The sequence below is a fragment of the Streptomyces pseudoechinosporeus genome (assembly GCF_054783935.1).
Window position 1 is genome coordinate 13,706 of the sequence record NZ_BAAGPS010000006.1, and the last position, 25,409, is coordinate 39,114.

The following is a 25,409-nucleotide window of genomic DNA, read 5'->3' on the forward strand; positions in this document are numbered from 1 at the left end:
GAAAACGCAGCGAAACCGCCAACAGTTGAAGACCCTGTGACAATCAGGGCCATGGAAAGCAGCAGGGCCGTGGACAGCGGCAGCAGCCGGAGACATCTGACCCGGCAGAAGCTCTACGAGGCGGCGGTGACGCTCATCGCGGAGCAGGGCTTCTCGGCCACCACCGTGGACGAGATCGCCGAGCGCGCCGGGGTCGCGAAGGGCACCGTCTACTACAACTTCGCGAGCAAATCCGTCCTCTTCGAAGAGCTGCTCCGGCACGGTGTGCGACTCCTCACCGCCTCCCTCCGGGAGGCGGCAGAGAAGACCGCTCAGGACGGCGGCAGCAAGGTCGACGCGCTGGACGCGATGATCCGGGCGGGGCTCGTCTTCATCGACCGCTATCCGGCCTTCACACAGCTGTACGTGGCGGAGCTGTGGCGCACGAACCGGGCCTGGCAGTCCACCCTGATGGTGGTCAGGCAGGAGGCCGTCGCGGTGGTCGAGGGAGTTCTGCGCGACGGCGTCGCGAACGGCGAGCTGAGCGAGGAGATCGACATCCCGCTGACGGCGGCGGCCCTGGTGGGCATGGTGCTGGTGGCTGCCCTGGACTGGCAGGCCTTCCAGCCGGAGCGCTCCCTGGACGACGTCCATGCGGCGCTGTCGCGGCTGCTTCAGGGGCGGGTGAGCGGCAACCGCTGAAGCACACAGAGGCCGAAAAGAGAGCGCCGGCCCGAAGTGGCCGCGTCCCCCGCGGGCCACGCCGGACCGGCGCCCTTCTTGCTCCCCCGTAGTCCCCCGTTGCTTCCCCCCGTTCGGTCTCCCCCCGGTCCCCCGTGCCTCGCTCCCGCCGACTTCTCGGCGGAAGGAGCGGCCAAGGGCGCTGCACCGTTCCGCCGCCCCGTGTCGGCGGTACCGGAGCCGCGCCCCTTTCCGTGCCCCCACTCTCTCGTTCGCGCAGGTCATGCCCCATCCGCGCGCGTACTCAACTCACTGACTAGGTACGGATACTCAGACCTGCGCACTCACACCCAGGACGCACCGTTGCCGACTGGTTACGATCGCGTCCGCGCCGCTACTCCCCGGGTACTCCCCCGACGGGAATCCGGGACCGCCGCCTGCGAGGCGGTGACAGTCCGACCGTGGCGGCCGGATTGTCAGTGGTGGCCGATACAGTCCCTGGCATGGCACGAATTGCGGTGATCGGCGCCGGGATGGGCGCGCTGGCGGCCGCCGCCCGGCTGGCCGTCGCGGGCCACCGGGTGGTGGTGTACGAGCGCGCGGCGACGTACGGCGGATCGGTGGGCGTCGTCGAGCGCGACGGCTTCGTCTTCGACACGGGCCCGGGGCTGCTGCCGCTGCCCGCCGTCTACCGCGATCTGTTCGTCAAGACCGGCAAGGAGCCCCTGGAGAAGTGCGTCGACCTGGTCCAGGTGGACCCGGCCTCGCACCACGTCTTCGCGGGCGGCACGGAGGTCTCGCTTCCGAACGCCTCGCGCGCGGGAGTCGTCTCGGCCCTGGACGCGGCCCTCGGTGCGGGAGCGGGAGAGCGGTGGGGCGAGCTCCTGGTGCGGGCGCGCGAGGCCTGGGACCGTACGCGCCGACCGCTGCTCGAAGAGCCCCTGTGGCCCAACTGGCAGGTTCTCGCCGAGCGTGAGCCCTATCCGCCCGTCAAGCAGCGGCGTCTGCTGCGCACCCGGACGGCGACGACTCTCGCGGAGGTCGGCGCCTGGGAGCTGGGTGACCCGCGGCTCGCGGCCCTCTTGGAGAGCCACGCCCTCGCGTACGGCCTCGACCCGCGCGTCGCTCCGGCTGCCGCGACCGTGCTGCCGTACATGGAGCACGCCTTCGGAACGTGGTATGTGCGCGGTGGGATACGGGAGTTGGCGCGGGCGGTGTACGAGCGGTGCCTGGCTCGGCGGGTCGAGTTCCACTTCGATACGGCCGTCGAGCGGATCGTCGAGAAGGACGGCCGGGCAGCGGGCCTGGAGCTGGCCGACGGCACCCCCGAAGAGGCGGACTTCGTGGTTGCGGGGGTGGCGCCCGGAGTGCTGGACCGGCTGGCCTCCGGGATCGCGCTGCACGGCGACGGCGAAGTGCCGCCTCAGCAGGGACTGCCGAGCCGCCTGACGGTTCACCTGGCGCTGCGCGGCGGGCGGCCTGAGGGGGTGGCTCATCGGACGGTGGTGCACGCGGCGGATCGCGAGGCGGAGCTGCACTCGTTGTTCGGCGACCGACCCGGACGTACGGCTCCTGTGGGCCCTGGACTCCCGGCCGCGCCCACCGTGACCGTGCTGCGCCCCGGCGATCCCGCGCTGGTGCCGGACGACAACCACGAGGCGGTCACACTGAGCGTCACGGTGCCGTCAGGCCTGGAGCCGACCGAGGAAGACGTCAAAGGCGTTCTCACCACCGCCGAGCGCGCGATACCCGGCCTGCGCGAGCGCCTCCTCTGGCACGAGGTCCGTACCCCGGCGGACCTCGCGGAGGCGACGGGCGCGGACGGCGGCGCGGTTCCGGCACCGGCGCTGGCCGCCGCGGGCGGACGTCTGCTGCACCCGTCCAACAGCACCCGTCTTCCGGGCCTGTTCACGGTCGGCGGCTGGGCACACCCCGGCGGCGGGCTGCCGCACGCGGGCATGTCGGGAGCGCTGGTCGCGGGACTGATCGTGGAGGGAGCGGACTTCAAAGGCTCACAATAAGGCCCGACCCGGCTGTCAGTACGGGTTGTCAGAACCGGTACTGCTCGTCGTACCCGCTACCGTTCCCGTTCCCATTCCCGTTGCCCTCGTACGGATACTGCTGCTGTTCCGGCGGGAGTTCGCCGCCGTACGCATCGTCGGTGGAGCGCTGCTGCGGGACCCAGACGCCGCCCGGCGGGGTCTCGCCGCCGTAGCCCCCGCCGGCGTACTGGTCCTGGGTGTAGCCCTGCTGCCCGTACTGCTGCTGCGAGGCGTCGTAGGAGGAGTCGTACGAGGCGCCCCCGTACGACTGCGTGCCGAGGTACGGGTCGGAGTAGGCGGCGTACTGCTGCTGGCCGTTGTCGTAGCCGTACTGCTGCTGGTCGTAGCCGGAGTAGGCATCGTACCCGTAGTTCTGGCCGGCGTCCGGGGACTGGGCGGACGCGGCGTAGGACGGGTCGGTGGCCGCGGCGTAGGCGCTGTCGCTGTAGACGCCGTAGTTGCCCGTGTCGTCGGGCAGGGGCTGCGGCTCGTAGACGGCGGTGGACTCGGCCGCCGTCTCGACGGGCTGCCCGAAGTCGGACCGCTGTCCGAAGGTGTCGGCCCGCTGCCCGAAGACGGAGTCATCGCGCCCGTAAAGGTCGTCGCCCTGGCCGAAGTTGTCCCGCGGGCGCATTCCGTTGTCCGCCGCCTGGAGGTCGGAGACCTCGAGCGTCGGGTCGCGGTCCGGCTCGCCGCGGCGGCGCTTGCTGGCGCCCGGGCGGCCGGCGACGGCCCAGCCGGCCGCGAAGCCGCGGCGGAACGACAGCGTGACGTACGTCTGCCCGACCGCGAAGGCGGCGGCGCCCAGGCCGATGACCGGCACGGACGGGATGAGCACGCCGAGCACTACGCCGAGGAAGCCCGCGAAGGCCAGCAGCCGCCAGCGCAGCCGTGCCTTGTACTGCAGCAGCACCTCGCCGAGCAGCCACAGCGCGACGATGCCGAACGCGATGTAGAGGACCGTCCAGCCCATGTACGCCCCTCTCCCAGTGGCCGTTACGCAGTGTGTCGTACGAGGATGCGTCCGGTCTAGGCCTGCTGTGGGTGGTGCAGCCCCAGATTCTCGTAGATTTCCAGCGTCGCGGTGGAGTTGTTCAACGTGATGAAGTGCAGTCCGGGGACTCCCTCGGCCAGCAGCCTCGCGCAGAACTCCGTAGCGAACTCGATTCCAATGGAGCGTACAGCCGCAGGATCGTCCTTGGAGTTGAGGATCCGTTCTTTCAGGGCGTCCGGGAACGAGGCGTTGCTGAGCTTCGGGAGCCGCTCCAGCATCTTCACGCTGGTCACGGGCATGACCTCGGGGATGACCGGGGTCTCGCAGCCGGCCGCGTCGACTCGGTCACGTAGCCGCAGATACGACTCGGGGTGGAAGAACATCTGTGTGATCGCGTAGTCGGCACCGGACCGGCATTTGTCGACAAAATGTGCGACGTCCATGTCCCAGTCGGCGGAGCGCGGATGCATCTCGGGGAAGGCCGCGACGCCCACGCAGAAGTCGCCCGACTCCTTGATGAGTCGGACGAGTTCGGCTGCGTAGGTCAGGCCCCGGGGATGCGGGATCCAGTCGCCCATGGGATCGCCGGGCGGGTCGCCGCGCACGGCGAGCATGTTCCGGATCCCGGCGTCCGCGTACTGGCCGATGATGTTGCGCAGTTCGGCGATGGAGTGGTTGACCGCGGTGAGGTGGGCGACCGGAGTGAGCGTCGTGTCCGCGACGATCTGCTGGGTCTCCTTCACCGTGCCGGCGCGGGTCGAGCCGCCCGCGCCGTACGTCACCGACACGAAGTCCGGAGCGACGGCCTCGACCCGGCGGAGCGCGTTCCACAGGTTCCGCTCGCCCTTCGGGGTCTTCGGCGCCGAGAACTCGAACGAGTACGTCGTCTTGCCGGTGGCGAGCATGTCACGCACAGTGCGTGCGCGGTCAGTCCTGGTGGACGCAGATCCTAGGGCCATACCCGCAGGTTAGTCAGGGGTTGGCGGTCCCCCAACCAGACGATGAAAATTGCCCGGTTTGTCGGCCAATTGTCCATGCCTCGGACGACTAACCGTGACGCAATCGTTTCGCGAATTCCCGGGCCGCCGCGCCCGGATCGTCGGCCTCCGTGATCGCCCGTACGACGACGACGCGGCGGGCGCCCGCTTCGAGCACCTCGTCGAGGTTGCCGAGGTCGATGCCGCCGATGGCGAACCAGGGACGGTCGGTGCCGAGCGCGGCCGTGTACCGGACGAGGTCCAGCCCAGGCGCATGGCGGCCCGGCTTGGTGGGCGTCGGCCAGCAGGGGCCCGTACAGAAGTAGTCCACGCCGTCCTGGACCGCGGCGGCTGCCGCCTCCGGCTCGGCGTGCGTGGAGCGGCCGATCAGGATCTCGTCGCCGAGGATCGCGCGGGCGGCGGGGACGGGGAGATCGCCTTGGCCCAGGTGCAGCACGTCGGCATCTGCCGCGTGGGCGACGTCCGCTCGGTCGTTCACAGCGAGCAGCCTGCCGTGCCGCGCGCAGGCGTCGGCAAATATCCGGAGGTGCTCCAGCTCCTCGGCTGCCTCCATGCCCTTGTCGCGCAGCTGCACGATGTCGACACCGCCCGCGAGGACCGCGTCCAGGAACTCGGCGAGGTCGCCCTGGCGCTTTCGGGCGTCCGTGCAGAGGTAGACCCGGGCATCGGCGAGCAGCACGCGTGCGGTGGCTTCGGGCATGCGGAAATCCCCCGTTGTCGGTGGCGTACGGGCCCTGCCGTACAGGGCACGGCCCGTACGCCGGGACGGTGTGTTCAGGTCAGACGGCGAGCGCCTGGGCTCGGCGCTTCACCTCCGTACCGCGGTTCTCGCTGAGGGCCTGCGCGGGGGTGCCGGGCAGGCTCGGGTCGGGGGTGAAGAGCCACTCCAGCATCTCTTCGTCGGTGAAGCCGTCGTCCCTCAGGAGCGTCAGGGTGCCGGACAGGCCCTTGACGACCTTGTCCCCGTCGATGAAGGCGGCGGGAACCTGCAGCGCGCGGTTCTCACCACGGCGTACGGCAATGAGCTGGCCCTCCTTGACCAACTGCCGCACGCGGGTCACCTCGACGCCGAGCTGTTCGGCGATGTCGGGGAGGGTGAGCCAGGCGGGGACGAGAGCATCGATTTTTGCGTCAATCTCGGTCACGGGACAAGCGTGCCATCCCGGACTGACAGTCGGAAGTCGTGGCCGCCCCGCCTGGGCCGTTCGCCGGACCCCGGTGGCCTACGCAGTGGCCGATTTCAGAGGCCGCGACGGGTCCGACAGCAAGTCCGGATTCATCGGGACACCGGCCTCGATCAGCTTGCGCCCCTGCGCCAGGTCCCGGGGCCGCCCCACCGCGAGCACGGCGACCAGCCGGCCCTCCCGCAACCAGCACACCGACCAGGCCGGGCCCGTCGGGTCGCCGCGCCAGATCGTGGCGTCCGCGCGCGCGTGGTGACCCGCGTACTGGACGAAGCGGCCGAACTGCTCGGACCAGAAGTACGGCACGGGGTCGTACACGGCGGGCGTCTCGCCGATGATGTTCGCCGCGACCGTACGAGGCCCCTGGAGGGCGTTGTCCCAGTGGTGGATCAGAAGACGCTCGCCATACCTTCGTGAAGGGAAGGAGGCGCAGTCGCCGACCGCGTACACGTCCGGGACAGAGGTACGCAGGTGGTCGTCCGCGACCACCTCGCGCTGGGTGCCGAGCTCGATTTCTGACCCGGTCAGCCAGGCGGTGGCGGGCCGCGCGCCGATGCCCACGACGACGGCCCCCGCGGGCAGTCGCGAGCCGTCGTCCAGCACCACCGCGCCGGGTTCGACGCGCTCCACGCGCGCGTGGGTGCGCAACGAGGCGCCGCTGTCCGCGTACCAGGTGGCCATGGGGGCAGCCACTTCGGCGGGCAGCGCTCCGGCGAGCGGCCGGTCGGCGGCCTCGACGACGGTCACCGCGCACCCGGCCTCGCGCGCCGCCGTGGCGAACTCTGCGCCGATCCAGCCCGCGCCGACGACCACGATGTCGTGCTGCCGGGCGAGCACGGGCCGCAGCCGCTCGGCGTCGTCCAGGGTTCGCAGCAGATGCACTCCTGGCACGCCCTCCGCGCCCGGCAGCCGCATCGGTTCCGCGCCCGTGGCGACGACCAGGACGTCGTACGGAACGGGCCCCGTGGCCGTGTCGAGTTCGTGATCGAGGGGGCGTACGCCGGTCACCTCGAGCCCCAGGCGCAACTCGACGCCCAGTGCCTCGAAGTCGACGTCGAAGGCGGAGTCCTCGGCCTTGCCGAGCAGGACGGCCTTGGAGAGCGGCGGGCGGTCGTACGGCTGGTGCGGCTCCGCGCCGATCAGCGTCACGGTGCCGGTGAAGCCCTGTTCCCGCAGGACGACCGCGGTCTGCACGCCGGCCATGCCCGCGCCGACGATCACGACCCGTCGTCGCGCCGTCCGGCTCCGTTCCCGCTTCTGCTCGTTCACCGGATCACCATAGACACTGACGTTTTGTCAGTCAGCGGGCGCGATCAGTGACGTGTTGCACAACCATCGATCGTCCCGCACCGCCGTCAGCGGTCGTCGGCGAGCTGCTCCACCACGCTCGTTCCACTGCCCGCCTGTGACTCCCACTCCCAGGTCTCCTCCAGGCGCAGCCGCCCGTCGGCCAGCTCGACCACCCGGGACACACAGTGCCCCGAGGAGGTGCTGCCGTCCCGCTTCAGCTGCACGTACCGGAAGTCGAGGCGGTCACCCTCACGCGTACCCACGAGGTGGCCGCGTACGACGTCGCCGCCCGCGTACTCGGCCCAGATCTCGCCGTCCTTCTCGTGGTACGTGAAGCGGGTGCGCGTGCCCACCTGACCTGGAGCTTGGTCCGCGACCGGGGCGAGGACGAGACCGTCGAGAGATCTATAGGGCGGGGCGGAGCCCCTCGGTTGAGGGTGGTGGTGGGTGACGGGCGGGCCGGCCATGCCGTGCGGCTCCCTTACTGAGGTGTGACACGAAGAGTTAGGGTGGCCAACGTAGAGCACTCGCGGGAGTCCGGACGCACCGGGCTGAGAGGGAGGCTGGGACGGCCTCCGACCGTACGAACCTGATCCGGGTCATGCCGGCGAAGGGAGGGGCTGGACGCCCATGTCGCGTACATCGGTCGCATCGCACACGTCGTCAAGCACATCCGACGTCCTGATCATCGGGGGCGGAGTCATCGGCCTGGTGACCGCCTGGCGGGCCGCGCAGCGCGGCTTCGTCACCGCACTCGTGGATCCCGAACCCGGCGGCGGAGCGGCCCAGGTGGCCGCCGGGATGCTGGCTCCCGTCACCGAACTCCACTACGGCGAGCAGACCCTGCTCGGCCTGAACCTGGCGTCCGCCCGGCGCTATCCGGAGTTCGCCGCCGAGCTCACCGAAGCGACGGGCGTGGACCTCGGCTACCGCCAGTGCGGCGCGCTCGCCGTCGCTCTGGACGCCGACGACCGCGCCCATCTGCGCGAACTGCACGCCCTGCAAGCCCAGTCGGGCCTGGAGTCGGAGTGGCTGAGCGGGCGCGAGTGCCGGCGCCTGGAGCCGATGCTCGCGCCGGGCGTGCGCGGGGGGCTCAGGGTCGACGGCGACCACCAGATCGATCCGCGGCGGCTCGCCAAGGCGCTCGTCGCGGCGTGCGAGCGGGCCGGGGTGGTCTTCCACCGGATCTGGGCGGAGCGGCTCAGCGTCATACGGGACCGGGCCGCCGGAGTCGTCACCACCGACGGCACCGAGCTGACCGCGGGCCAGGTCGTCCTCGCCGCGGGCAGCCTCAGCGGACGGCTCGCGGGCGTTCCCGACGCCGTGCTGCCGCCCGTACGGCCGGTGAAGGGCCAGGTGCTGCGGCTGACCGTGCCGAAGCGGTACGCGCCGTTCCTGAGCCGCACCGTGCGTGCCGTCGTCCGCGGCAGCCATGTGTACCTGGTGCCGCGCGAGAGCGGTGAACTGGTCGTCGGCGCGACCAGCGAGGAGCAGGGCTGGGACACGACGGTGACCGCGGGCGGCGTGTACGAACTGCTGCGCGACGCCCACGAACTGATCCCCGGCATCACCGAACTCCCGCTCACCGAGACCCGCGCGGGACTGCGCCCCGGCTCCCCCGACAACGCGCCCCTGCTCGGCCCGACGGAACTGGACGGCCTGCTCCTGGCCACCGGTCACTACCGCAACGGCGTCCTGCTCACCCCCGTCACGGGCGACGCCATGGCACACCTGCTGACCACCGGTGAACTCCCGGAGGAGGCCCGCCCGTTCACGCCCAAGCGCTTCAGCACGGCCCGCACGGAGCAGCCCGTATGAACGTCTTCGTCAACGGTGAGCGACAGGAGATCGCCGCCGGCACCGCCCTCGACACGCTGGTCGCCACCCTCACCACCGCACCCTCCGGGGTCGCCGCCGCGCTCAACGAAACCGTCGTCCCGCGCGCGCAGTGGCCGGACACATCCCTCTCCGAGGGAGACCGCGTCGAGGTCCTCACCGCCGTCCAAGGAGGCTGACCCATGGCCGACGACCCGTTCCTCATCGGCGGTACGTCCTTCACGTCCCGCCTCATCATGGGCACCGGCGGCGCGCCCAGCCTCGACGTGCTGGAGCGCTCGCTCGTCGCGTCCGGCACGGAGCTGACGACGGTCGCGATGCGGCGCGTAAACGCTTCCGTGCACGGTTCGGTCCTCTCCGTGCTCGACCGGCTCGGCATCCGTGTCCTGCCGAACACGGCGGGCTGCTACACCGCCGGGGAGGCCGTCCTGACAGCCCGGCTCGCTCGCGAAGCCCTGGGGACCTCGCTGGTGAAGCTGGAGGTCATCGCCGACGAGCGCACACTGCTGCCCGATCCGATCGAGCTGCTCGACGCGGCCGAGACCCTCGTCGACGACGGCTTCACAGTCCTGCCGTACACGAACGACGACCCTGTACTCGCGCGGAAGCTGGAGGACGTGGGCTGCGCCGCGATCATGCCGCTCGGGTCGCCCATCGGGTCCGGGCTCGGGATCCGGAACCCGCACAACTTCCAGCTGATCGTCGAGCACGCGCGCGTGCCGGTCATTTTGGACGCGGGGGCCGGTACGGCGTCCGATGCCGCCCTTGCCATGGAGTTGGGGTGCGCCGGTGTGATGCTCGCGTCTGCCGTGACTCGGGCGCAGGAGCCGGTGCTGATGGCTGAGGCCATGAAGCACGCGGTGGAGGCGGGGCGGTTGGCTCGCCTCGCCGGCCGCATCCCTCGCCGCCACTTCGCCTCGCCGTCGTCTCCTGCGGAGGGCTTGGCTCGGCTGGACCCGGAGCGGCCGGCCTTCTGAGTTGCGGTGGGGTGGGGGGAGGTTTCTTTTCCCCACCCCACCCCTTCCCGAAACGGGGGGCTGCGCCCCCGGGCCCCCGCAAGGGGGTGGGGGTGACACGCCGTGTCGCGGCTGCGGGTGCGTCGTGGCTGGTCGCGCAGTTCCCCGCGCCCCTGAAGGGGCGCGACCGGAGCCGCCGGCCACCATGCTCACCAGCCCCCACGTGCCCGCACCTGCCCACCGGCGGGAGGGGCCGTGGGCCGGTGCGTCGTATGCCCGTCGCGTAGGTTCGGTCTCAGGAAACCAGGACCCTGTACCAGCAAAGGGCCGTACGCCCGCCCTGCGACGGGCTGACGCACCGGCCCACGGCCCCGACCCACCCACCGGACCCAAAGGGGCGCGGGGAACGGCGCGAGCAACCACCACGCACCCGCACCCAACAACGAACCCACCCGCGATATGGAATAAGTCACAGCTCCGCTTCAGGACCGCCCCGATCTCAACCGATCCCGCGGCGTTGACAGTGTCGGCTCGTACACTCACCTGCGTGGATACGACCCTTCAGGACCCGTTGGTCGGGCAGGTGCTCGACGGCCGCTACCGCATCGACGCACGGATCGCGGTCGGCGGGATGGCCACGGTCTACAGGTCCGTGGACACCCGCCTGGACCGCGTGCTCGCACTCAAGGTGATGCACCCCACGCTGGCCGCCGACGCCACGTTCGTCGACCGGTTCATCCGCGAGGCCAAGTCGGTGGCCCGCCTTGCACACCCCAATGTGGTGCAGATTTTCGACCAGGGGACCGACGGGGCGTACGTCTACCTCGCCATGGAGTACATCGCCGGGTGCACCCTCCGTGACGTACTGCGCGAGCGCGGCGCCCTGCAGCCGCGGGCGGCGCTGGACATCCTGGAGCCGGTGCTCGCCGCGCTCGGCGCCGCGCACCGCGCCGGATTCGTACACCGTGACATGAAGCCGGAGAACGTCCTGATAGGGGACGACGGCCGGGTCAAGGTGGCGGATTTCGGCCTCGTACGGGCCGTGGACACGGTCACCAACACGACGGGATCCGTGCTCGGCACGGTGTCGTATCTGGCCCCGGAGCAGATAGAACACGGCACGGCCGACCCACGGGTCGACGTGTACGCCTGCGGAATCGTCCTCTACGAGATGCTGACCGGTGACCGGCCGCACCTCGCGGACTCGCCCGCGGCAGTGCTCTACAAGCACCTCCACGAGGACGTCCCGCCGCCGTCGGCGAAAGTGCCGGGCCTGCCCTACGAGCTCGACGAACTGGTCGCGTCGGCGACCGCGCGCACCCCGGGCGTACGTCCGCACGACGCGGTGGCGCTGCTCGCGCAGGCCCGGAACGCACGCAGCGGGCTGACCGCCGAGCAGCTGGACGCGGTGCCGCCGCAGGCGATCACCGAGGGCCATGACATCGGCGAGGACCGTACGAGCGTGATCCCGCGCTCGCTGTCCGTGCCACGGCCGCTCCCCGTGAACGAGGACGACGGCGATCGCGGGCTGCACCACACGAGCATCCTGGCTACCCCACCCCCCGACCCTCCCTCGCGCCGCCGTACCCGCACCCCGCGCCCCCGGCGCGGCATGCTCGCGATCGTCGCCGCCGTGCTGCTGGTCCTCGGCCTCGGCGCGGGCGTCTGGTACATCAACTCCGGCCAGTTCACCAAGGTCCCGCCGCTGCTCACCATGACCGAGGCGAAGGCAGAGCAACGCCTCGAGAGCGCAGGGCTCGATGTGGGAGAGGTCAAGCGCGAGTACAGCGACACCGTCGAGCGCGGCACGGTCATCAGCAGCGACCCCAAGGCGGGCGCCCGGATCCGTGACAACGACCCGGTGTCGCTGACGATCTCCAGGGGCCCGGAGACCGTACGGGTGCCGAATGTGCAGGGCTACGCGCTGGCCAAGGCGAAGGCGCGGCTCAAGGACGAGGGCCTGAAGGCGGGCATGATCACCAGGGCCTTCAGCGAGGAGGTCCCCTTCGGCTTTGTGATCGGTACGGATCCGGATGGGGGCACCACGCGCCGCGCGGGCTCCGCCATCGCGCTCATCGTCAGCAAGGGCAGCCCGGTGGACGTGCCGGACGTCACGGGCGACGAGCTCGCCGACGCGCGGCAGGAGCTGGAAGACGCGGGCCTGAAGGTCGAGATCGCCCCCGAGCAGATCAACTCCGAGTTCGACGCGGGCCAGGTCGCCCGGCAGTCGCCGGCCGCCGACCGCCAGTTGGGGACGGGCGACACCGTCACGCTGACGATCTCCAAGGGCCCGGAGCAGATCGAGGTTCCGGACGTGGTGGGCGACAAGGTCGACGACGCCAAGCGGGAGCTGGAGGCCGCCGGCTTCGAGGTCAAGGAGGACCGGGGCTTCCTCGGGCTCTTCGGGGACACGGTCAAGAGCCAGTCGGTGGCCGGTGGCGACACGGCACCGAAGGGCTCAGAGATCACCATCGAGATCGAGTGACGGCAGATCGGCAGAGGCTGGGCGGCATCCGCCGACGGGGCGCGCAGGACGCCGTGACACCCTGAAAGGGTGAGCACTCAGCAGTCCCGCAACCCCGTCGGCAGCCATGTCCCCGTAGCCGGCGGCCTCGCCTCCGTAGGCCTGTCGTACGCGCGTGATCTGGCCGCCGAGACCGTCCAGGTCTTCGTCGCCAACCCGCGCGGCTGGGCGACCCCACCGGGGAATCCGCGGCAGGACGAGGAGTTCCGCACGGCCTGCGCCGCGGGGTCGATCCCCGCGTACGTCCACGCGCCCTATCTGATCAACCTGGGCTCGCACACCGAGGCGACTGTGGAGCGATCCGTGGAGTCGCTGCGGCACTCGCTGCGGCGGGGGCGGGAGATCGGGGCGCGGGGAGTCGTCGTACACACCGGTTCGGCGACTGGCGGTCGGACGCGGGCGGTCGCGCTGAAGCAGGTACGCGAGCATCTGCTGCCGCTGCTCGACGAACTGACCCACGACGACGACCCGGACCTGCTGATCGAGTCGACCGCGGGCCAGGGCGCTTCCCTCTGCTCCCGGACCTGGGACTTCGGCCCGTACTTCGAAGCACTCGACGCCCACCCGAAGCTCGGCGTCTGCCTGGACACCTGCCACATCTTCGCGGCGGGCCACGACCTCACCGGCCCCACCGGAACGCACCAGACCCTCGACCTGCTGGTGGACACGATCGGCGAGGGCCGGCTGAAACTGATCCACGCCAACGACTCCCAGGACATCGTCGGCGCCCACAAGGACCGCCACGCCAACATCGGCGCCGGCCACATCGGCGAGGACCCCTTCCGCGCCCTGATGACCCACCCCGCCACCGAGGGCGTACCCCTGATCATCGAAACCCCCGGCGGCAAAGAGGGCCACGCGGCAGACGTGGAGCGACTGAAGAAGCTCCGGGACGGCTGAGGACCTGAGGACTGGCCAGGGCTCAGAGCTCGGGGCCGTCCCCCGGCTCCTCCTGGTACGAGTAGCGCTGCTCGCGCCAGGGGTCGCCGATGTTGTGATAGCCGCGTTCCTCCCAGAAGCCGCGGCGGTCGGCGGTCATGTACTCGATGCCGCGGACCCACTTGGGGCCCTTCCAGGCGTACAGGTGGGGCACCACCAGGCGCAGCGGGAAGCCGTGCTCCGCGGTCAGCAGCTCACCGTCCTTGTGGGTGGCGAAGATCGTGCGCTCGGAGGCGAAGTCGGTGAGGCGGAGATTCGAGCTGAAGCCGTACTCGGCCCAGACCATCACATGCGTGACGCCGGCCGCGGGCGGGACGATCTCTAGGAGCGTACGAGCCGGGACGCCGCCCCATTCGGCCCCGAGCATGCTGAACTTCGTCACGCAGTGCAGATCGGCCACGACCGTGGTATAGGGCAGGGCCGAGAACTCCTCGTGGTTCCAGCAGTGCTTCTCGCCGTCGGCGGTGGCGCCGAAAACCCTGAATTCCCAGCGTTCGGGCCGGAACTTGGGCACGGGCCCGTAATGCGTGACCGGCCAGCCTCGCTGCAGTCGCTGCCCCGGCGGAAGCTCCGACTGCGCCGCTTCTCCAGATTCACGCTCCACCGGCTGACCCATGTCTCCATCCTGACAGACCAGAGACGGTGCAGATGACCAGGCCTGTCCCGATTCGGGCATCTGCCACTAAGCCTGCACTTACTGGACGGCCCCTGATGCCGGTGGAATTATGCGGCGCATTCCGCCAGTCCCCCGCGTGGAAGGAGCCTCTGCAATGCAGGGCGACCCCGAGGTCATCGAATTTCTCAACGAGCAGTTGACCGCCGAACTGACCGCGATCAACCAGTACTTCCTGCACGCGAAGATGCAGGAGAACTTCGGCTGGACAAAGCTCGCGAAGTACACCCGGGCCGAGTCGTTCGACGAGATGAAGCACGCGGAGGTGCTCACCGACCGGATCCTCTTCCTGGAGGGCCTGCCGAACTACCAGCGGCTCTTCCACGTCCGGGTCGGACAGACGGTCACCGAGATGTTCAAGGCGGACCGACAGGTCGAGGTCGAGGCGATCGACCGCCTCAGGCGCGGTATCGAGGTGATGCGGAACAAGGGCGACATCACATCCGCGAACATCTTCGAGTCGATCCTCAAGGACGAGGAGCACCACATCGACTACCTGGACACCCAGCTGGAACTGGTGGAGAAACTCGGCGAGGCGCTCTACATCGCCCAGCTCGTCGAGCAGCCGGACAGCTGAGCGGCTGCGCACCTACGCAGCTTCATGCCTAAGCGGCTTCGTCCAGCTCCGACAACTCCGAGACCCCGGAGAGAGCGGGCTGCGCCTGGTCGGTCACCTCAGTGCGGCACGTGCCCCGGCCCAGCAGTGCCTGAATGCGCCGTACACAGGAACCGCAGTCCGTGCCCGCCTTGCAGGCGGACGCTATCTGGCGGGGCGTGCAGGCACCGGCTTCCGCGTGCTTCCTCACCTGCGCCTCGGTGACACCGAAGCAGTTGCAGACGTACACGCAGTTCACCACCCGATGGGATTGAAAGGTCGTGCCGTCCCGATTTATCGGTGAGGCAAACCTAACCTTACCCGCCGAGCGGGGGTCGCAAAAGTGCTGTGGGGCGCGGATCGTATGTGATCCGCGCCCCATCGCATGCCCTGTGCAACAACCGAACCACTACTGGTCGCGGTACATCTCCGCCACCAGGAACGCCAGATCCAGGGACTGGCTGCGGTTCAGACGCGGGTCGCAGGCCGTCTCGTAACGCTGGTGCAGATCGTCGACGAAGATCTCGTCGCCGCCGCCCACGCACTCGGTGACATCGTCACCGGTCAGCTCGACGTGGATGCCGCCCGGGTGCGTGCCCAGCTCCTTGTGGACCTCGAAGAAGCCCTTGACCTCGTCGAGTACGTCGTCGAAGCGGCGGGTCTTGTGGCCGGAGGCCGCCTCGTAGGTGTTGCCGTGCATCGGGTCGGTGATCCAGGCGACGGTCGCGCCCGAGGCGGTGACCTTCTCGACCAGCTCGGGCAGCTTGTCGCGGACCTTGTCGGCGCCCATGCGGACGATGAAGGTCAGCCGACCCGGCTCGCGGTCCGGGTCGAGGCGCTCGATGTACTGCAGCGCGTCCTCGGCCGTCGTCGTCGGGCCCAGCTTGATCCCGAGCGGGTTGCGGATCTTCGAGGCGAACTCGATGTGCGCGCCGTCCATCTGACGGGTGCGCTCACCGATCCACACCATGTGCGCGGAGACGTCGTACAGGTGCCCCGTACGCGAATCGACCCTGGTCAGCGCCGACTCGTAGTCCAGCAGCAGCGCCTCGTGCGAGGAGTAGAACTCGACGGTCTTGAACTCCTCCGGGTCGGCCCCGCAGGCGTGCATGAAGTTCAGCGCCTGGTCGATCTCGCGCGCCAGCTGCTCGTAGCGCTGCCCGGAGGGGGACGACTTCACGAAGTCCTGGTTCCAGGCGTGCACCTGGCGCAGGTCGGCGTAGCCGCCGGTGGTGAAGGCGCGCACCAGGTTCAGCGTGGAGGCGGAGGCGTGGTACATCCGCTTCAGGCGCTCGGGGTCCGGGACGCGCGCGGCCTCGGTGAACTCGAAGCCGTTGACGGAGTCGCCGCGGTAGGTCGGCAGCGTCACGCCGTCGCGGGTCTCGGTCGGCTTGGAGCGCGGCTTGGAGTACTGGCCGGCGATGCGGCCCACCTTCACGACCGGCACGGAGGCCGCGTACGTGAGGACGGCGCCCATCTGGAGCAGAGTCTTCAGCTTGGCCCGGATGTGCTCGGCGCCAACGGCGTCGAAGCTCTCCGCGCAGTCGCCGCCCTGAAGCAGGAACGCCTCGCCCTTGGCGACGGCTCCCATCCGGGCGCGCAGCTGGTCGCACTCGCCTGCGAAGACGAGGGGCGGATAGCTCGCCAGCTCGGCGATCACTTCGCGCAGGGCCTCGGCATCGGGGTAGTCGGGCTGCTGCGCCGCGGGCAGGTCTCGCCAGGTCGCCTGGGCAGCGACGGCTCGGGTATCAGCGTTCACGGTCACCTCGTAAACATTACGGGGTCGTGTCGACTGATTTTCGTCCCGCTCGACTGATGAGACGGATCAGACGGGGCGGAGTACGCCCGCGACCGGTCCTCGGCATGGGATAAGGTGCCGCACATGTTCGCGCACTCGACCCAGAACCAGAACTGGTGGTGGACCGCTCACCCGGCGGCCCACTGACTGCGCGTACGCAAGACTTCGCGAAGGCCGCCCGAGGGGCGGCCTTCAGTGTTTTCACGACCAGGGCCGTTCCTCCCGATCACCGAAGAGGAACCCATGCACCTGGCCCGGCTCCTGCACGACGACCGCCCGTTCGCGCTGCTGCGTCGCCGTACCCCCGGACACGACCACGACACCGTAGAAGTCCTGCTCGGCCCGGTCACCACGTACGACCGGCTCGCCGACATCCCCGACGAGGGCCTGGCCCTCATCCCCTTCCGCCAGATCCGCGAGCGCGGCTTCGACGTCCGCGACGACGGTACGCCGCTCGCGGTGCTGACCCCCGAGGAGGCGTACGAACTCCCCCTGGACCGGGCCCTGTCGCAGCTGCCCGCACACGACGTGAACGTGACGGGCGGTGGCTTCGACGTCGACGACGAGGAGTACGCGGAGATCGTCGGGCGCGTGCTGCGGGAGGAGATCGGGCAGGGCGAGGGCGCGAACTTCGTCATCCGGCGTACGTACGAGGGGGAGATCCCCGGCTTCGGCAGGGCGGACGCGCTCGCACTGTTCCGGCGGCTGCTCGTCGGGGAGCGGGGCGCGTACTGGACCTTCGTCGTGCACACCGGAGAGCGGACGCTTGTGGGAGCGAGTCCCGAGGTGCACGTCCGCATGTCCGGCGGGACCGTCGTGATGAACCCGATCAGTGGGACGTATCGCTATCCGGCCGAGGGACCGACCCCCGAGGATCTGCTGGACTTCCTCTCCGACGGCAAGGAGATCGAGGAGCTGTCGATGGTCGTCGACGAGGAGCTCAAGATGATGTGCACGGTCGGCGACATGGGCGGGGTCGTCATCGGGCCGCGGCTGAAGGAGATGGCCCATCTCGCGCATACGGAATACGAGTTGAGGGGGCGGTCGTCGCTCGATGTGCGCGACGTCCTGCGCGAGACCATGTTCGCGGCGACCGTCACCGGGTCGCCGGTGCAGAACGCCTGCCGGGTGATCGAGCGGCACGAGGTGGGTGGACGCGGGTACTACGCCGGGGCTCTGGCGCTCGTCGGCCGCGACTCCGGCGGCGCCCAGACCCTCGACTCCCCCATCCTGATCCGTACCGCGGACATCGACGCAGGGGGACGGCTACGGGTGCCGGTCGGCGCCACGCTCGTACGCGGCTCCGATCCGGCGAGCGAGGTCGCCGAGACGCATGCGAAGGCGGCGGGGGTGCTGGCCGCGCTGGGGGTACGTCCCGGAAGGCGGCCCGAGGAGCGCGTACGGCCGAGGCTGGACGACGACCCGCGGGTACGGGCCGCGCTCGACGGGCGGCGGTCCTCGCTGGCGCCGTTCTGGCTGCGGATGCAGGAGCGTTCGGCCGAGTTGGACGGCCACGCGCTGGTCGTCGACGGGGAGGACACCTTCACGGCGATGCTCGCGCATCTGCTGCGTTCGTCGGGTCTTGAGGTGTCCGTGCGGCGGTACGACGAGCCGGGGTTGCGGGAGGCGGTTCTGGCGCACGAGGGACCACTGATCCTGGGCCCCGGTCCGGGTGATCCCTCGGACACGGCCGATCCCAAGATGGCGTTCCTGCGGGGGCTCACCGCCGAGGTGCTCGGCAGTCACCCGCACGGCGTGCTCGGTGTCTGTCTCGGGCATGAGCTGATCGCGGCGGAGCTGGGCCTGGAGATCGTACGGAAGGAAGTCCCTTACCAGGGGGCGCAGACGGAGATCGACCTCTTCGGGCGGTCGGAGACCGTCGGCTTCTACAACAGCTTCGTGGCGCACTGCGACGACGAGAGTGCGGCGGAGCTGGCGGCGCACGGTGTCGAGGTCAGCCGGAGTGAGACCGGGGAGGTGCACGGCCTGCGCGGGCCTGGGTTCGCCGGCGTGCAGTTCCACCCGGAGTCGGTGCTGAGCCTCAACGGCACCGCTGTCGTACGGGAGTTGATCAGTCAGCTGCGGGGCACCGGCCCGGTCTCCGAGCGGCGCCCCGCCGTGTAGGTCGCATACGTGTGGTGGAGCGGCCTCAGCCGAAGAACACGCCGACCTCCTTGTACAGCTTCGGGTCCACCGTCTTCAGCTGGGCCGTGGCCTGAGCGATCGGGACGCGCACGATGTCGGTGCCGCGCAGGGCGACCATCTTGCCGAAGTCGCCCTCGCGGACCGCGTCGATGGCGTGCAGGCCGAAGCGGGTGGCGAGCCAGCGGTCGAAGGCGCTGGGGGTGCCGCCGCGCTGGACGTGGCCGAGGACCGTCGTACGGGCCTCCTTGCCGGTGCGCTTCTCGATCTCCTTGGCGAGCCATTCGCCGACGCCGGAGAGCCGGACGTGCCCGAACTCGTCCAGCGAACCGTCCTTGAGCACCATGTCGCCGTCCTTGGGCTTCGCTCCCTCGGAGACGACGACGATCGGGGCGTACGAGGCCTTGAAGCGGGAGGTGACCCAGGCGCAGACCTGGTCGACGTCGAAGGGCTGCTCGGGGATGAGGATGACGTTGGCGCCGCCGGCCAGTCCGGAGTGGATGGCGATCCAGCCCGCGTGCCGGCCCATGACCTCGACGACGAGGACGCGCATGTGCGACTCGGCGGTGGTGTGGAGGCGATCGATGGCCTCCGTGGCGATGTTGACGGCCGTGTCGAAGCCGAAGGTGTAGTCGGTGGCCGAGAGGTCGTTGTCGATGGTCTTGGGTACGCCGACGCAGGGGACGCCGTGGTCGTCGGAGAGGGTGGCGGCGACGCCGAGGGTGTCCTCTCCGCCGATCGCGATCAGCGCGTCGACCTCACTCTTGGCGAGGTTCTCCTTGATCCGGCGGATGCCGTTGTCCATCTTGAGGGGGTTGGTGCGCGAAGAGCCGAGGATGGTGCCGCCGCGGGGCAGGATGCCGCGTACGGCGGAGATGTCGAGCTGGATGCTGTCGCCTTCCAGCGGACCGCGCCAGCCGTCCCGGAAGCCGGTGAAGTCGTAGCCGTACTCCTGCACGCCCTTGCGGACGATGCCCCGGATGACGGCGTTGAGTCCGGGGCAGTCGCCGCCTCCGGTCAGTACTCCGACCCGCATGGAAATGTCCCTTCGCCAGCGGTTGCCTGATGAAGGTCACGCTAATAGTGATCCAGGTCACTTAGACATGGTGCGAAGGGTCAATTCCGGTGAATTGTACGGAGATTGATCACCGGGCTTCACTCGAAGGTGTCTACTTCACTCGAAGGTGACTATTCGTCGTCGAGGCCGCGCTCTATCGCGTAGCGGACGAGTTCCACGCGGTTGTGCAGCTGGAGCTTGCCCAGGGTGTTCTGGACGTGGTTCTGGACGGTGCGGTGGGAGATGACGAGGCGTTCGGCGATCTGCTTGTAGCTCAGGCCCTTGGCCACCAGGCGCAGGACCTCGGTCTCGCGGTCGGTGAGCTGCGGGGCCTTGGGTTGGTCGGCGCCCGGGGCGGGGGCGGGCTCGGAGGCGAGTCTGCGGTACTCGCCGAGGACCAGGCCCGCGAGGCCGGGCGTGAAGACGGGGTCGCCGACTGCCGTGCGGCGCACCGCGTCGATCAGCTCCTCCGTGGAGGCCGACTTCAGCAGGTAGCCGGTGGCTCCGGACTTGACCGCCTCCAGGACGTCGGCGTGCTCGCCGCTCGCGGAGAGGACCAGGACGCGCAGGGCCGGGTTGGCTCCGACGAGTTCCTTGCAGACCTGGACGCCGGGCTTGGCGGGCAGGTTCAGGTCGAGTACGAGCACGTCGGGGGCGGCGGCCTGGGCGCGGCGTACCGCCTGGTCGCCGTCGCCCGCCGTGGCGATCACGTCGAAGCCGGCCTCGGTCAGGTCCCGGGCGACGGCGTCCCGCCACATGGGGTGGTCGTCGACGACCATGACCTTGATCGGGCCCTGCTGCTCACTCATCGCCGCTCCAGCTTCGCCGTGGCTTTTGTTTTTCCCCAGCCCCGCCCCTTCCCGGAACTGGGGGCTTCGCCCCCAGGCCCCCATTGGGTCGTACCTCGGGTGCGGGTTCGTTGTGGCTGGGCGCGCAGTTCCCCGCGCCCCTGACGGGGCTGCCTCATCCTCGGGTCGCCTTTTTCGGCACCCTCAGCTCTACCTCCGTGCCCTGCCCCGCGATCGAGATCACCTCAGTCGTGCCGCCGATGTCGCGCAGTCGGCCGCGGATGGAGAGGGCTACGCCCAGGCGGCCCTCGCCCTCGGCCTGGGCCAGGCGGCCCTCGGGGATTCCGGGGCCGTCGTCTCGGACGGTGACGATCACCGCGTCCGGTTCGTCCTCGATGAGGATCCAGGCGCGGGCGTTCTCGCCCGCGTGGCGGTGGACGTTGTCCAGGGCGGCGCCGACGGCGGCGGCCAGTTCCTTCGCCGTGGAGGGGGCGAGGAGGACGGGGGCGCCGGGCTCGGAGAAGGCGACCTTCGCGGTGGCGTACGGGGCCAGCAGTGCGCGGAGGTCGCAGAGGTCGTCCTCGCCTGCCTCGTCATCGGGTTCGTCCACCGCGCGTACCAGGGCTCCCTGCGTTGCGTCCTCCGAGACGCGGGAGGCCGGCAGCCCGCCCGAGACCAGCGTGCGCAGCGCCACCTCCTGCTCGCCCGCCATGCGGCCCAGTTCCGCCGCCTCGCCGCCGAGCGCGGAGCCGCGTCGCTGCACCATCGCGAGGACTTGGAGGACGCTGTCGTGGATGTCGCGGGCCAGCCGCTCACGCTCCCGCGTCGCGGCCTCGATCTCCAGGGCCCGCGCGAGGGTGCGCTCGGAGGCGCGGGCGACCTCGACGACGTACCCGATGGCGATGGAGGCGACCCAGACGAGCAGCACGTTGTGGAGCGTGTCCTGGCTGAGCGTCCCGCGCTGGATGACGTTCGCGATGCCGACGAGCGTGGACGCGAAGGCCGCCCAGCGCCAGCCGCCCTTGATCGCGAACGCCAGGACGGAGCCCGCGGTCCATATCGACGGCAGTGTCGGCCCACCGGCCACGATCCGGTCGTGGGCGTCCGCGACCGGCGTGAGCAGGATGCCGGTGAGCGCGACGGTCAGGTCGGCGGCCAGGAACCGCTTGGTGCAGCTCGCCTCGTTGGCCACCTTGGGCAGCGTCACCAGCGTCCACACGAAGAGCACGGACAGGAAGGCGATGGCCACTTCGGGCCGGGGGAACTTGTCGTACGCGGAGACGAAGAGCCCGATCGCGTAGCACATCGTCAGTACGCGGTATGCCGAGAGCGCGCGCCACAGTGGCTGCTCGACCGACATCCTCATGACTCTCTCGCGCTTGGCCATGTCCCCCGCCCCCACCTTTGACGACCACCTCCACCCCAGACGGACGCGCCTAGGGGCCGGACCGTTCCTTCCCGGCCGCCTTCTCCACTTCCCGTTCGGCCGCCTTCTCGGCTTCCTTGCGCGCCTGCTCGGCCTGCTTCTGCGCCTGTTTCTCCGCCTTCGCCGCCTCCGCGAGCTGCCGTTTGGCGGCGGTCGCGTAGATGTCGACGTACTCCTGGCCGGAGAGCTTCATGATTTCGTACATGACTTCGTCGGTCAGGGCACGCAGCACGAACCGGTCGTGCTCCATGCCCTGGTACCGGCTGAAGTCCAGCGGCTTGCCGATGCGGATCCCCGGGCGCATCAGCTTCGGGACGACCTTCCCCGGCGGCTGGATCTTCTCGGTGTCGATCATGGCGACCGGGATGACCGGCGCCCCGCTGGCGAGCGCCACGCGCGCGAGGCCGCCGGGCTTGCCCCGGTAGAGGCGGCCGTCGGGCGAGCGCGTGCCCTCGGGATAGAGGCCGAACAGCTCGCCGCGCTCGAGCACGTCGAGGCCGCTCTTGATGGCCGCCTCGCCCGCGCCGCGTGCTCCGGAACGGTCCACCGGAAGCTGGCCGACGCCCTTGAAGAAGGCTGCGGTCATACGGCCTTTGATGCCGGGCGTCGTGAAGTACTCGGCCTTCGCGATGAAGGTGACCTTGCGGTCGAGGACGGCGGGCAGGAAGAAGGAGTCGGAGAACGACAGGTGATTGCTCGCCAGGATCGCGGGCCCCTCGGCGGGAACGTGCTCGAGGCCTTCCACCCAGGGCCTGAAAGCGAGCTTCAGGGGCCCTCCGATGGAAAACTTCATGGCGCCGTAGATCACCCGAGTGCCTCCTGTGTCCGTGGATCAGACCCTAACCCGGAGCACTGTCAAAGGACCCGACGGCCCTGGTCGGTGTCAGTGCCGTCGCGTACGGTGAAGTACACCTCGAAGTCCCGGGGTGATCGTCTTGTTGCCCCTTGCGGATGAACGCCCCTTTTCGACACCCCATTGAACGCCCCTTTTAAACGAACAGGAGACCGAAGGTGCCGGTCCTTCCTGGAGCCGAGCCGTACCGCCACGAGGGCGGAGAGGTCGGCGTCCTCCTCTGCCACGGCTTCACGGGTTCCCCGCAGTCGCTGCGCCCCTGGGCGGAGTATCTCGCCGAGCGCGGTCTGACCGTCTCGCTGCCCCTGCTGCCCGGCCACGGCACACGCTGGGAGGACATGCAGCTCACCGGCTGGCAGGACTGGTACGCAGAGGTGGACCGCGAGCTGCGCGCCCTGCGTGAGCGCTGTTCCCGGGTCTTCGTCTGCGGCCTCTCCATGGGCGGCGCGCTGGCCCTGCGGCTGGCCGCGAAACACGGGGACGCGGTGAGCGGCATAGTCGTCGTCAACCCGGCGAACAAGGTGCACGGGCTGTCCGCGTACGCCCTTCCGCTGGCCCGCCACGTCGTCCGTACGACGAAGGGAATCGCCAGTGACATCGCCAAGGAGGGCAGCGTCGAGCTCGGCTACGACAAGGTCCCGCTGCACGCGGCGCACTCGCTGCGGAACTTCTTCCGGCTGGTCGACAGCGAGCTGCCGCAGGTCACGCAGCCGATGCTGCTCCTGCACAGCGCCCAGGACCATGTGGTGCCGCCCGCCGACTCGGCGCGCGTGCTGAGCCGGGTGTCCTCGACGGACGTACAGGAGATCGTGCTGGAACAGAGCTACCACGTCGCGACGTTGGACCACGACGCGGACCGTATTTTCGAGGAGAGCTTCGCCTTCGTCGAGCGGCTGGCGCCCGAAGCCGGCAAGCAGCCCGACGCGGTTCGGCTGGACCAGTCAGGTCAGGCAGGTCAGGTGGGTCAGCAGGAAGGGACGGCCACTGGTGGCTGAGCACGACGCGGACCGCGAGCCCGAGGAGAAGGACGCGCCGCCCGGCGAGGAGCAGGGCCCGTCGTTCGACGAGGCCGCGGCCTGGGCTGCGATCGTCGCCGGGTACGGCGAGGAACCGCCGGACCCGCCCGGCGCCAAGCCCTTCAAGTCGGTCGAGGACCTGGCACTCCTGGAGTCCGAGACGAACGGCGCGAGCGACGCCGACCCCGAGCGGCCCGGGGACACCATGGAGAAGCCCAGGGACTCCGGGGCGTCCGAGGGCTCCGACGGCGAAAAAGGTGAAAGGGCGGCCGGCAAGAAGGCGGACGACAAGCCCGCCGCCGAGAAGCCGCTCGGCAGCTCCGTCGCCTTCCCGCCCGGCGTCGGGGGACCGCGCGACTACCAGGCGCCGGAGCCGTCCGAGGAGGACTTCGAAGAGGACGACGAGGGCCACTTCGTACCGCCCGAGCCGCCCCCGCTGCCCGCCGCGGACACCACGGCCAAGTTCGCCTGGCTCGCCGTGCTCGGCGGCCCGCTCCTGCTCCTGCTCGCCGTCCTGCTCGGCTGGCACATGACGTGGTGGCTGACCACGCTCGGCATCGGCGGCTTCGTCGGCGGCTTCGGCACGCTGGTCCTGCGGATGCGCCCGGACGACGAGGAGGACGACGATCCGGGGCGCGGCGCAGTGGTGTGACCCCGCGCGCCTAGGAGGCGGGAACCCTGAGGGCGGCCAGTACGGGCAGATGGTCCGTGGCCGCCCTCAAGTCCGTTTCTGTGACGCCCGGCAGCTCATGGGGGTCCCCCCGCTCGAGCGAAGCCGAGAGTGGGGGAGGCACGCCGCAGCCCAGGACTTCGATGCCCTCGGTGGCGAAGAGAGCGTCGATCCGCTGATGCGGCTCGGCAGGCGTGGAGGTGTACTCGCCGCCCCAAGGGGCGACCGTCCAGCAGTCCTGGAGCTCGGTGGCGAGGCGCTTGAACGTACGGCTGCCGGGGCGTTCGTTCAGGTCGCCGCCCGCGATCGCATACGGCGTCCCGAGCGCGGCCAGCCGGTCGAGCAGCATGCCGCCCTGCTCGTACCGCTCGTCCTTCTGCAGCGAGAGGTGACAACTCAGTACGCCGAGCCGCGCACGCCCGAACCGTACGACCGCGGTGGCGAAGCCTCGCCGGTGCAGGCCGGGGGTGAGCGGCAGGAGTACGTCCTCGGTACGCTCCACCGTTGCCCGGAGCGAGGAGAGAAGGGCGGGGCCGGATGCGGTGGCCCCGCCGGAGAGGATCACCTGGCCCGACGCGGCGGCGAGGCGGGCCAGTTTCTTGCGCCAGCGGAAGAACCGGGGCGCCTCCTGGACGAGTACGAGGTCGGGCGCGCAGGCGCGGATGACTCGGGCGAGTGCCTCGGTGTCGTCGCGCATTGACCGGATGTTGTAGCTGAGGACGCGGATGACTGCCGAACCGTCAGGCTCGGTGCGGGAGGTTGGGAGCGGCGTTGCCATGCGGTCAATTTACGTAGGGACCGCGGGTCGGGGCGCCTAATAGCCCGGGACGCGAGGGTTGTGTGCGACTGACGGTTATCTGTGGCTGGTCGCTCCCCCACTCTCGGCTTCTCCCCCAGTGCCTTAAGGGCCTGGGGGGACCCCCAGAGCGGGGGGACCCCCATCGCGGCGGAGCCGCATATCGACACAG

26 protein-coding genes and 1 riboswitch are annotated in these 25,409 nt (G+C 70.1%); of the genes, 12 read left to right on the forward strand and 14 right to left on the reverse strand.

Features of this window, described 5'->3' with window-relative positions; translation table 11 throughout:
• The first annotated feature begins 51 nt into the window (after positions 1–51).
• Both ACYVO6_RS09730 and ACYVO6_RS09735 read left to right on the forward strand, forming a co-directional pair.
• Positions 52–681 carry a TetR/AcrR family transcriptional regulator gene (locus ACYVO6_RS09730; protein WP_461059401.1) on the forward strand — a complete coding sequence of 210 codons (630 nt, stop codon included), beginning with the start codon at positions 52–54 and terminating at the stop codon, positions 679–681.
• A 482-nt stretch (positions 682–1,163) separates the two neighbouring features.
• Positions 1,164–2,681 carry a phytoene desaturase family protein gene (locus ACYVO6_RS09735; RefSeq protein WP_461059403.1) on the forward strand — a complete coding sequence of 506 codons (1,518 nt, stop codon included), beginning with the start codon at positions 1,164–1,166 and terminating at the stop codon, positions 2,679–2,681.
• A 28-nt stretch (positions 2,682–2,709) separates the two neighbouring features.
• On the opposite strand, the gene ACYVO6_RS09740 is transcribed toward ACYVO6_RS09735, so the two are convergent.
• From ACYVO6_RS09740 to ACYVO6_RS09765, 6 genes are all read right to left on the reverse strand, one after another.
• The gene (locus ACYVO6_RS09740) at positions 2,710–3,675 is read right to left on the reverse strand and encodes an SCO2102 family sporulation regulator (protein WP_461059405.1); all 966 of its coding nucleotides are present in this window, start codon (positions 3,673–3,675) and stop codon (positions 2,710–2,712) included.
• Positions 3,676–3,731: 56 nt separating this feature from the next.
• Positions 3,732–4,655, reverse strand: a complete 924-nt coding sequence (gene metF, locus ACYVO6_RS09745; RefSeq protein WP_461059407.1) for a methylenetetrahydrofolate reductase [NAD(P)H] — start codon at positions 4,653–4,655, stop codon at positions 3,732–3,734.
• Between the two features lie 88 nt (positions 4,656–4,743).
• Positions 4,744–5,394 carry a thiamine phosphate synthase gene (gene thiE, locus ACYVO6_RS09750; RefSeq protein WP_461059408.1) on the reverse strand — a complete coding sequence of 217 codons (651 nt, stop codon included), beginning with the start codon at positions 5,392–5,394 and terminating at the stop codon, positions 4,744–4,746.
• A 79-nt stretch (positions 5,395–5,473) separates the two neighbouring features.
• Positions 5,474–5,839, reverse strand: a complete 366-nt coding sequence (locus tag ACYVO6_RS09755; protein WP_461059410.1) for an Rv2175c family DNA-binding protein — start codon at positions 5,837–5,839, stop codon at positions 5,474–5,476.
• A gap of 78 nt (positions 5,840–5,917) precedes the next feature.
• Complete coding sequence (locus tag ACYVO6_RS09760) at positions 5,918–7,147, reverse strand: NAD(P)/FAD-dependent oxidoreductase (RefSeq protein ID WP_461059412.1); 1,230 nt, start codon at positions 7,145–7,147, stop codon at positions 5,918–5,920.
• An 86-nt stretch (positions 7,148–7,233) separates the two neighbouring features.
• Positions 7,234–7,635, reverse strand: coding sequence for a hypothetical protein (locus ACYVO6_RS09765; RefSeq protein ID WP_461059414.1), 402 nt, complete (start codon positions 7,633–7,635; stop codon positions 7,234–7,236).
• Positions 7,636–7,687: 52 nt separating this feature from the next.
• Positions 7,688–7,801: riboswitch (TPP riboswitch) on the forward strand.
• Between ACYVO6_RS09765 and thiO the strand changes: the two genes are divergently transcribed.
• The 5 genes from thiO (at position 7,799) to ACYVO6_RS09790 (ending at position 13,384) form a co-directional block, all read left to right on the forward strand.
• Entirely contained in the window at positions 7,799–8,986 is a 1,188-nt protein-coding gene (thiO, locus tag ACYVO6_RS09770; RefSeq protein WP_461059416.1) for a glycine oxidase ThiO, read from the forward strand. It overlaps the preceding riboswitch by 3 nt.
• Complete coding sequence (gene thiS / locus ACYVO6_RS09775) at positions 8,983–9,183, forward strand: sulfur carrier protein ThiS (RefSeq protein WP_461059418.1); 201 nt, start codon at positions 8,983–8,985, stop codon at positions 9,181–9,183. Before thiO ends, thiS begins: the two co-directional genes overlap by 4 nt.
• A 3-nt stretch (positions 9,184–9,186) precedes the next feature.
• Positions 9,187–9,981, forward strand: a complete 795-nt coding sequence (locus ACYVO6_RS09780) for a thiazole synthase (RefSeq protein ID WP_033327425.1) — start codon at positions 9,187–9,189, stop codon at positions 9,979–9,981.
• A 526-nt stretch (positions 9,982–10,507) separates the two neighbouring features.
• The gene (pknB, locus tag ACYVO6_RS09785; RefSeq protein ID WP_461059421.1) at positions 10,508–12,445 is read left to right on the forward strand and encodes a Stk1 family PASTA domain-containing Ser/Thr kinase; all 1,938 of its coding nucleotides are present in this window, start codon (positions 10,508–10,510) and stop codon (positions 12,443–12,445) included.
• Between the two features lie 69 nt (positions 12,446–12,514).
• Positions 12,515–13,384: a deoxyribonuclease IV gene (locus ACYVO6_RS09790; protein ID WP_461059423.1), complete on the forward strand. Its 870-nt coding sequence runs from the start codon at positions 12,515–12,517 to the stop codon at positions 13,382–13,384.
• 22 nt (positions 13,385–13,406) lie between these two features.
• On the opposite strand, the gene ACYVO6_RS09795 is transcribed toward ACYVO6_RS09790, so the two are convergent.
• A complete protein-coding gene (locus ACYVO6_RS09795; RefSeq protein ID WP_461059425.1) occupies positions 13,407–14,039 on the reverse strand; it encodes a sulfite oxidase-like oxidoreductase in 633 nt (210 codons plus the stop codon).
• Between the two features lie 154 nt (positions 14,040–14,193).
• On the opposite strand from ACYVO6_RS09795, the gene bfr reads away from it, so the two are divergent.
• On the forward strand, positions 14,194–14,673 hold the full coding sequence (bfr, locus tag ACYVO6_RS09800) for a bacterioferritin (RefSeq protein ID WP_461059427.1): 480 nt from the start codon (positions 14,194–14,196) through the stop codon (positions 14,671–14,673).
• 28 nt (positions 14,674–14,701) lie between these two features.
• Here bfr and ACYVO6_RS09805 read toward each other — a convergent pair whose 3' ends face one another.
• Both ACYVO6_RS09805 and ACYVO6_RS09810 read right to left on the reverse strand, forming a co-directional pair.
• Positions 14,702–14,941 (reverse strand): (2Fe-2S)-binding protein, encoded by a 240-nt coding sequence (locus ACYVO6_RS09805; protein WP_461059551.1) that lies wholly within the window; start codon positions 14,939–14,941, stop codon positions 14,702–14,704.
• Between the two features lie 159 nt (positions 14,942–15,100).
• Positions 15,101–16,456 (reverse strand): class II 3-deoxy-7-phosphoheptulonate synthase, encoded by a 1,356-nt coding sequence (locus tag ACYVO6_RS09810; protein ID WP_461059429.1) that lies wholly within the window; start codon positions 16,454–16,456, stop codon positions 15,101–15,103.
• A 117-nt stretch (positions 16,457–16,573) separates the two neighbouring features.
• Between ACYVO6_RS09810 and ACYVO6_RS09815 the strand changes: the two genes are divergently transcribed.
• Together ACYVO6_RS09815 and ACYVO6_RS09820 are read left to right on the forward strand one after the other, a co-directional pair.
• Entirely contained in the window at positions 16,574–16,636 is a 63-nt protein-coding gene (locus ACYVO6_RS09815; protein WP_152788727.1) for a trp operon leader peptide, read from the forward strand.
• A 96-nt stretch (positions 16,637–16,732) separates the two neighbouring features.
• Positions 16,733–18,613 (forward strand): anthranilate synthase family protein, encoded by a 1,881-nt coding sequence (locus ACYVO6_RS09820; RefSeq protein ID WP_461059431.1) that lies wholly within the window; start codon positions 16,733–16,735, stop codon positions 18,611–18,613.
• Between the two features lie 25 nt (positions 18,614–18,638).
• Here ACYVO6_RS09820 and ACYVO6_RS09825 read toward each other — a convergent pair whose 3' ends face one another.
• From ACYVO6_RS09825 to ACYVO6_RS09840, 4 genes are all read right to left on the reverse strand, one after another.
• The gene (locus tag ACYVO6_RS09825; protein ID WP_461059433.1) at positions 18,639–19,667 is read right to left on the reverse strand and encodes a 6-phosphofructokinase; all 1,029 of its coding nucleotides are present in this window, start codon (positions 19,665–19,667) and stop codon (positions 18,639–18,641) included.
• Positions 19,668–19,819: 152 nt separating this feature from the next.
• Positions 19,820–20,497, reverse strand: coding sequence for a response regulator (locus ACYVO6_RS09830; RefSeq protein WP_461059435.1), 678 nt, complete (start codon positions 20,495–20,497; stop codon positions 19,820–19,822).
• Positions 20,498–20,651: 154 nt separating this feature from the next.
• Positions 20,652–21,863 carry a MacS family sensor histidine kinase gene (gene macS / locus ACYVO6_RS09835; RefSeq protein WP_461059437.1) on the reverse strand — a complete coding sequence of 404 codons (1,212 nt, stop codon included), beginning with the start codon at positions 21,861–21,863 and terminating at the stop codon, positions 20,652–20,654.
• Positions 21,864–21,912: 49 nt separating this feature from the next.
• A complete protein-coding gene (locus tag ACYVO6_RS09840; RefSeq protein WP_461059439.1) occupies positions 21,913–22,695 on the reverse strand; it encodes a lysophospholipid acyltransferase family protein in 783 nt (260 codons plus the stop codon).
• 218 nt (positions 22,696–22,913) lie between these two features.
• On the opposite strand from ACYVO6_RS09840, the gene ACYVO6_RS09845 reads away from it, so the two are divergent.
• The gene (locus ACYVO6_RS09845) at positions 22,914–23,750 is read left to right on the forward strand and encodes an alpha/beta hydrolase (RefSeq protein ID WP_461059441.1); all 837 of its coding nucleotides are present in this window, start codon (positions 22,914–22,916) and stop codon (positions 23,748–23,750) included.
• The gene (locus ACYVO6_RS09850) at positions 23,743–24,423 is read left to right on the forward strand and encodes a hypothetical protein (RefSeq protein ID WP_461059443.1); all 681 of its coding nucleotides are present in this window, start codon (positions 23,743–23,745) and stop codon (positions 24,421–24,423) included. Before ACYVO6_RS09845 ends, ACYVO6_RS09850 begins: the two co-directional genes overlap by 8 nt.
• Positions 24,424–24,433: 10 nt before the next feature.
• Here the strand turns inward: ACYVO6_RS09850 and ACYVO6_RS09855 are convergent, their stop codons facing one another.
• Positions 24,434–25,219 carry an endonuclease/exonuclease/phosphatase family protein gene (locus ACYVO6_RS09855; RefSeq protein ID WP_461059444.1) on the reverse strand — a complete coding sequence of 262 codons (786 nt, stop codon included), beginning with the start codon at positions 25,217–25,219 and terminating at the stop codon, positions 24,434–24,436.
• Between the last annotated feature and the right edge of the window lie 190 nt (positions 25,220–25,409).

Coding starts and splice junctions, on each gene's coding strand:
- bfr (WP_461059427.1), top strand. CDS start 14,194: ATGCAGGGCGACCCCGAGGTCATCGAATTTCTCAACGAGCAGTTGACC.
- macS (WP_461059437.1), bottom strand. CDS start 21,863: ATGGCCAAGCGCGAGAGAGTCATGAGGATGTCGGTCGAGCAGCCACTG.
- thiS (WP_461059418.1), top strand. CDS start 8,983: ATGAACGTCTTCGTCAACGGTGAGCGACAGGAGATCGCCGCCGGCACC.
- ACYVO6_RS09795 (WP_461059425.1), bottom strand. CDS start 14,039: ATGGGTCAGCCGGTGGAGCGTGAATCTGGAGAAGCGGCGCAGTCGGAG.
- ACYVO6_RS09840 (WP_461059439.1), bottom strand. CDS start 22,695: ATGAAGTTTTCCATCGGAGGGCCCCTGAAGCTCGCTTTCAGGCCCTGG.
- ACYVO6_RS09825 (WP_461059433.1), bottom strand. CDS start 19,667: ATGCGGGTCGGAGTACTGACCGGAGGCGGCGACTGCCCCGGACTCAAC.
- ACYVO6_RS09730 (WP_461059401.1), top strand. CDS start 52: ATGGAAAGCAGCAGGGCCGTGGACAGCGGCAGCAGCCGGAGACATCTG.
- ACYVO6_RS09780 (WP_033327425.1), top strand. CDS start 9,187: ATGGCCGACGACCCGTTCCTCATCGGCGGTACGTCCTTCACGTCCCGC.
- thiO (WP_461059416.1), top strand. CDS start 7,799: ATGTCGCGTACATCGGTCGCATCGCACACGTCGTCAAGCACATCCGAC.
- ACYVO6_RS09735 (WP_461059403.1), top strand. CDS start 1,164: ATGGCACGAATTGCGGTGATCGGCGCCGGGATGGGCGCGCTGGCGGCC.
- ACYVO6_RS09855 (WP_461059444.1), bottom strand. CDS start 25,219: ATGGCAACGCCGCTCCCAACCTCCCGCACCGAGCCTGACGGTTCGGCA.
- ACYVO6_RS09820 (WP_461059431.1), top strand. CDS start 16,733: ATGCACCTGGCCCGGCTCCTGCACGACGACCGCCCGTTCGCGCTGCTG.
- ACYVO6_RS09765 (WP_461059414.1), bottom strand. CDS start 7,635: ATGGCCGGCCCGCCCGTCACCCACCACCACCCTCAACCGAGGGGCTCC.
- metF (WP_461059407.1), bottom strand. CDS start 4,655: ATGGCCCTAGGATCTGCGTCCACCAGGACTGACCGCGCACGCACTGTG.
- ACYVO6_RS09830 (WP_461059435.1), bottom strand. CDS start 20,497: ATGAGTGAGCAGCAGGGCCCGATCAAGGTCATGGTCGTCGACGACCAC.
- thiE (WP_461059408.1), bottom strand. CDS start 5,394: ATGCCCGAAGCCACCGCACGCGTGCTGCTCGCCGATGCCCGGGTCTAC.
- ACYVO6_RS09740 (WP_461059405.1), bottom strand. CDS start 3,675: ATGGGCTGGACGGTCCTCTACATCGCGTTCGGCATCGTCGCGCTGTGG.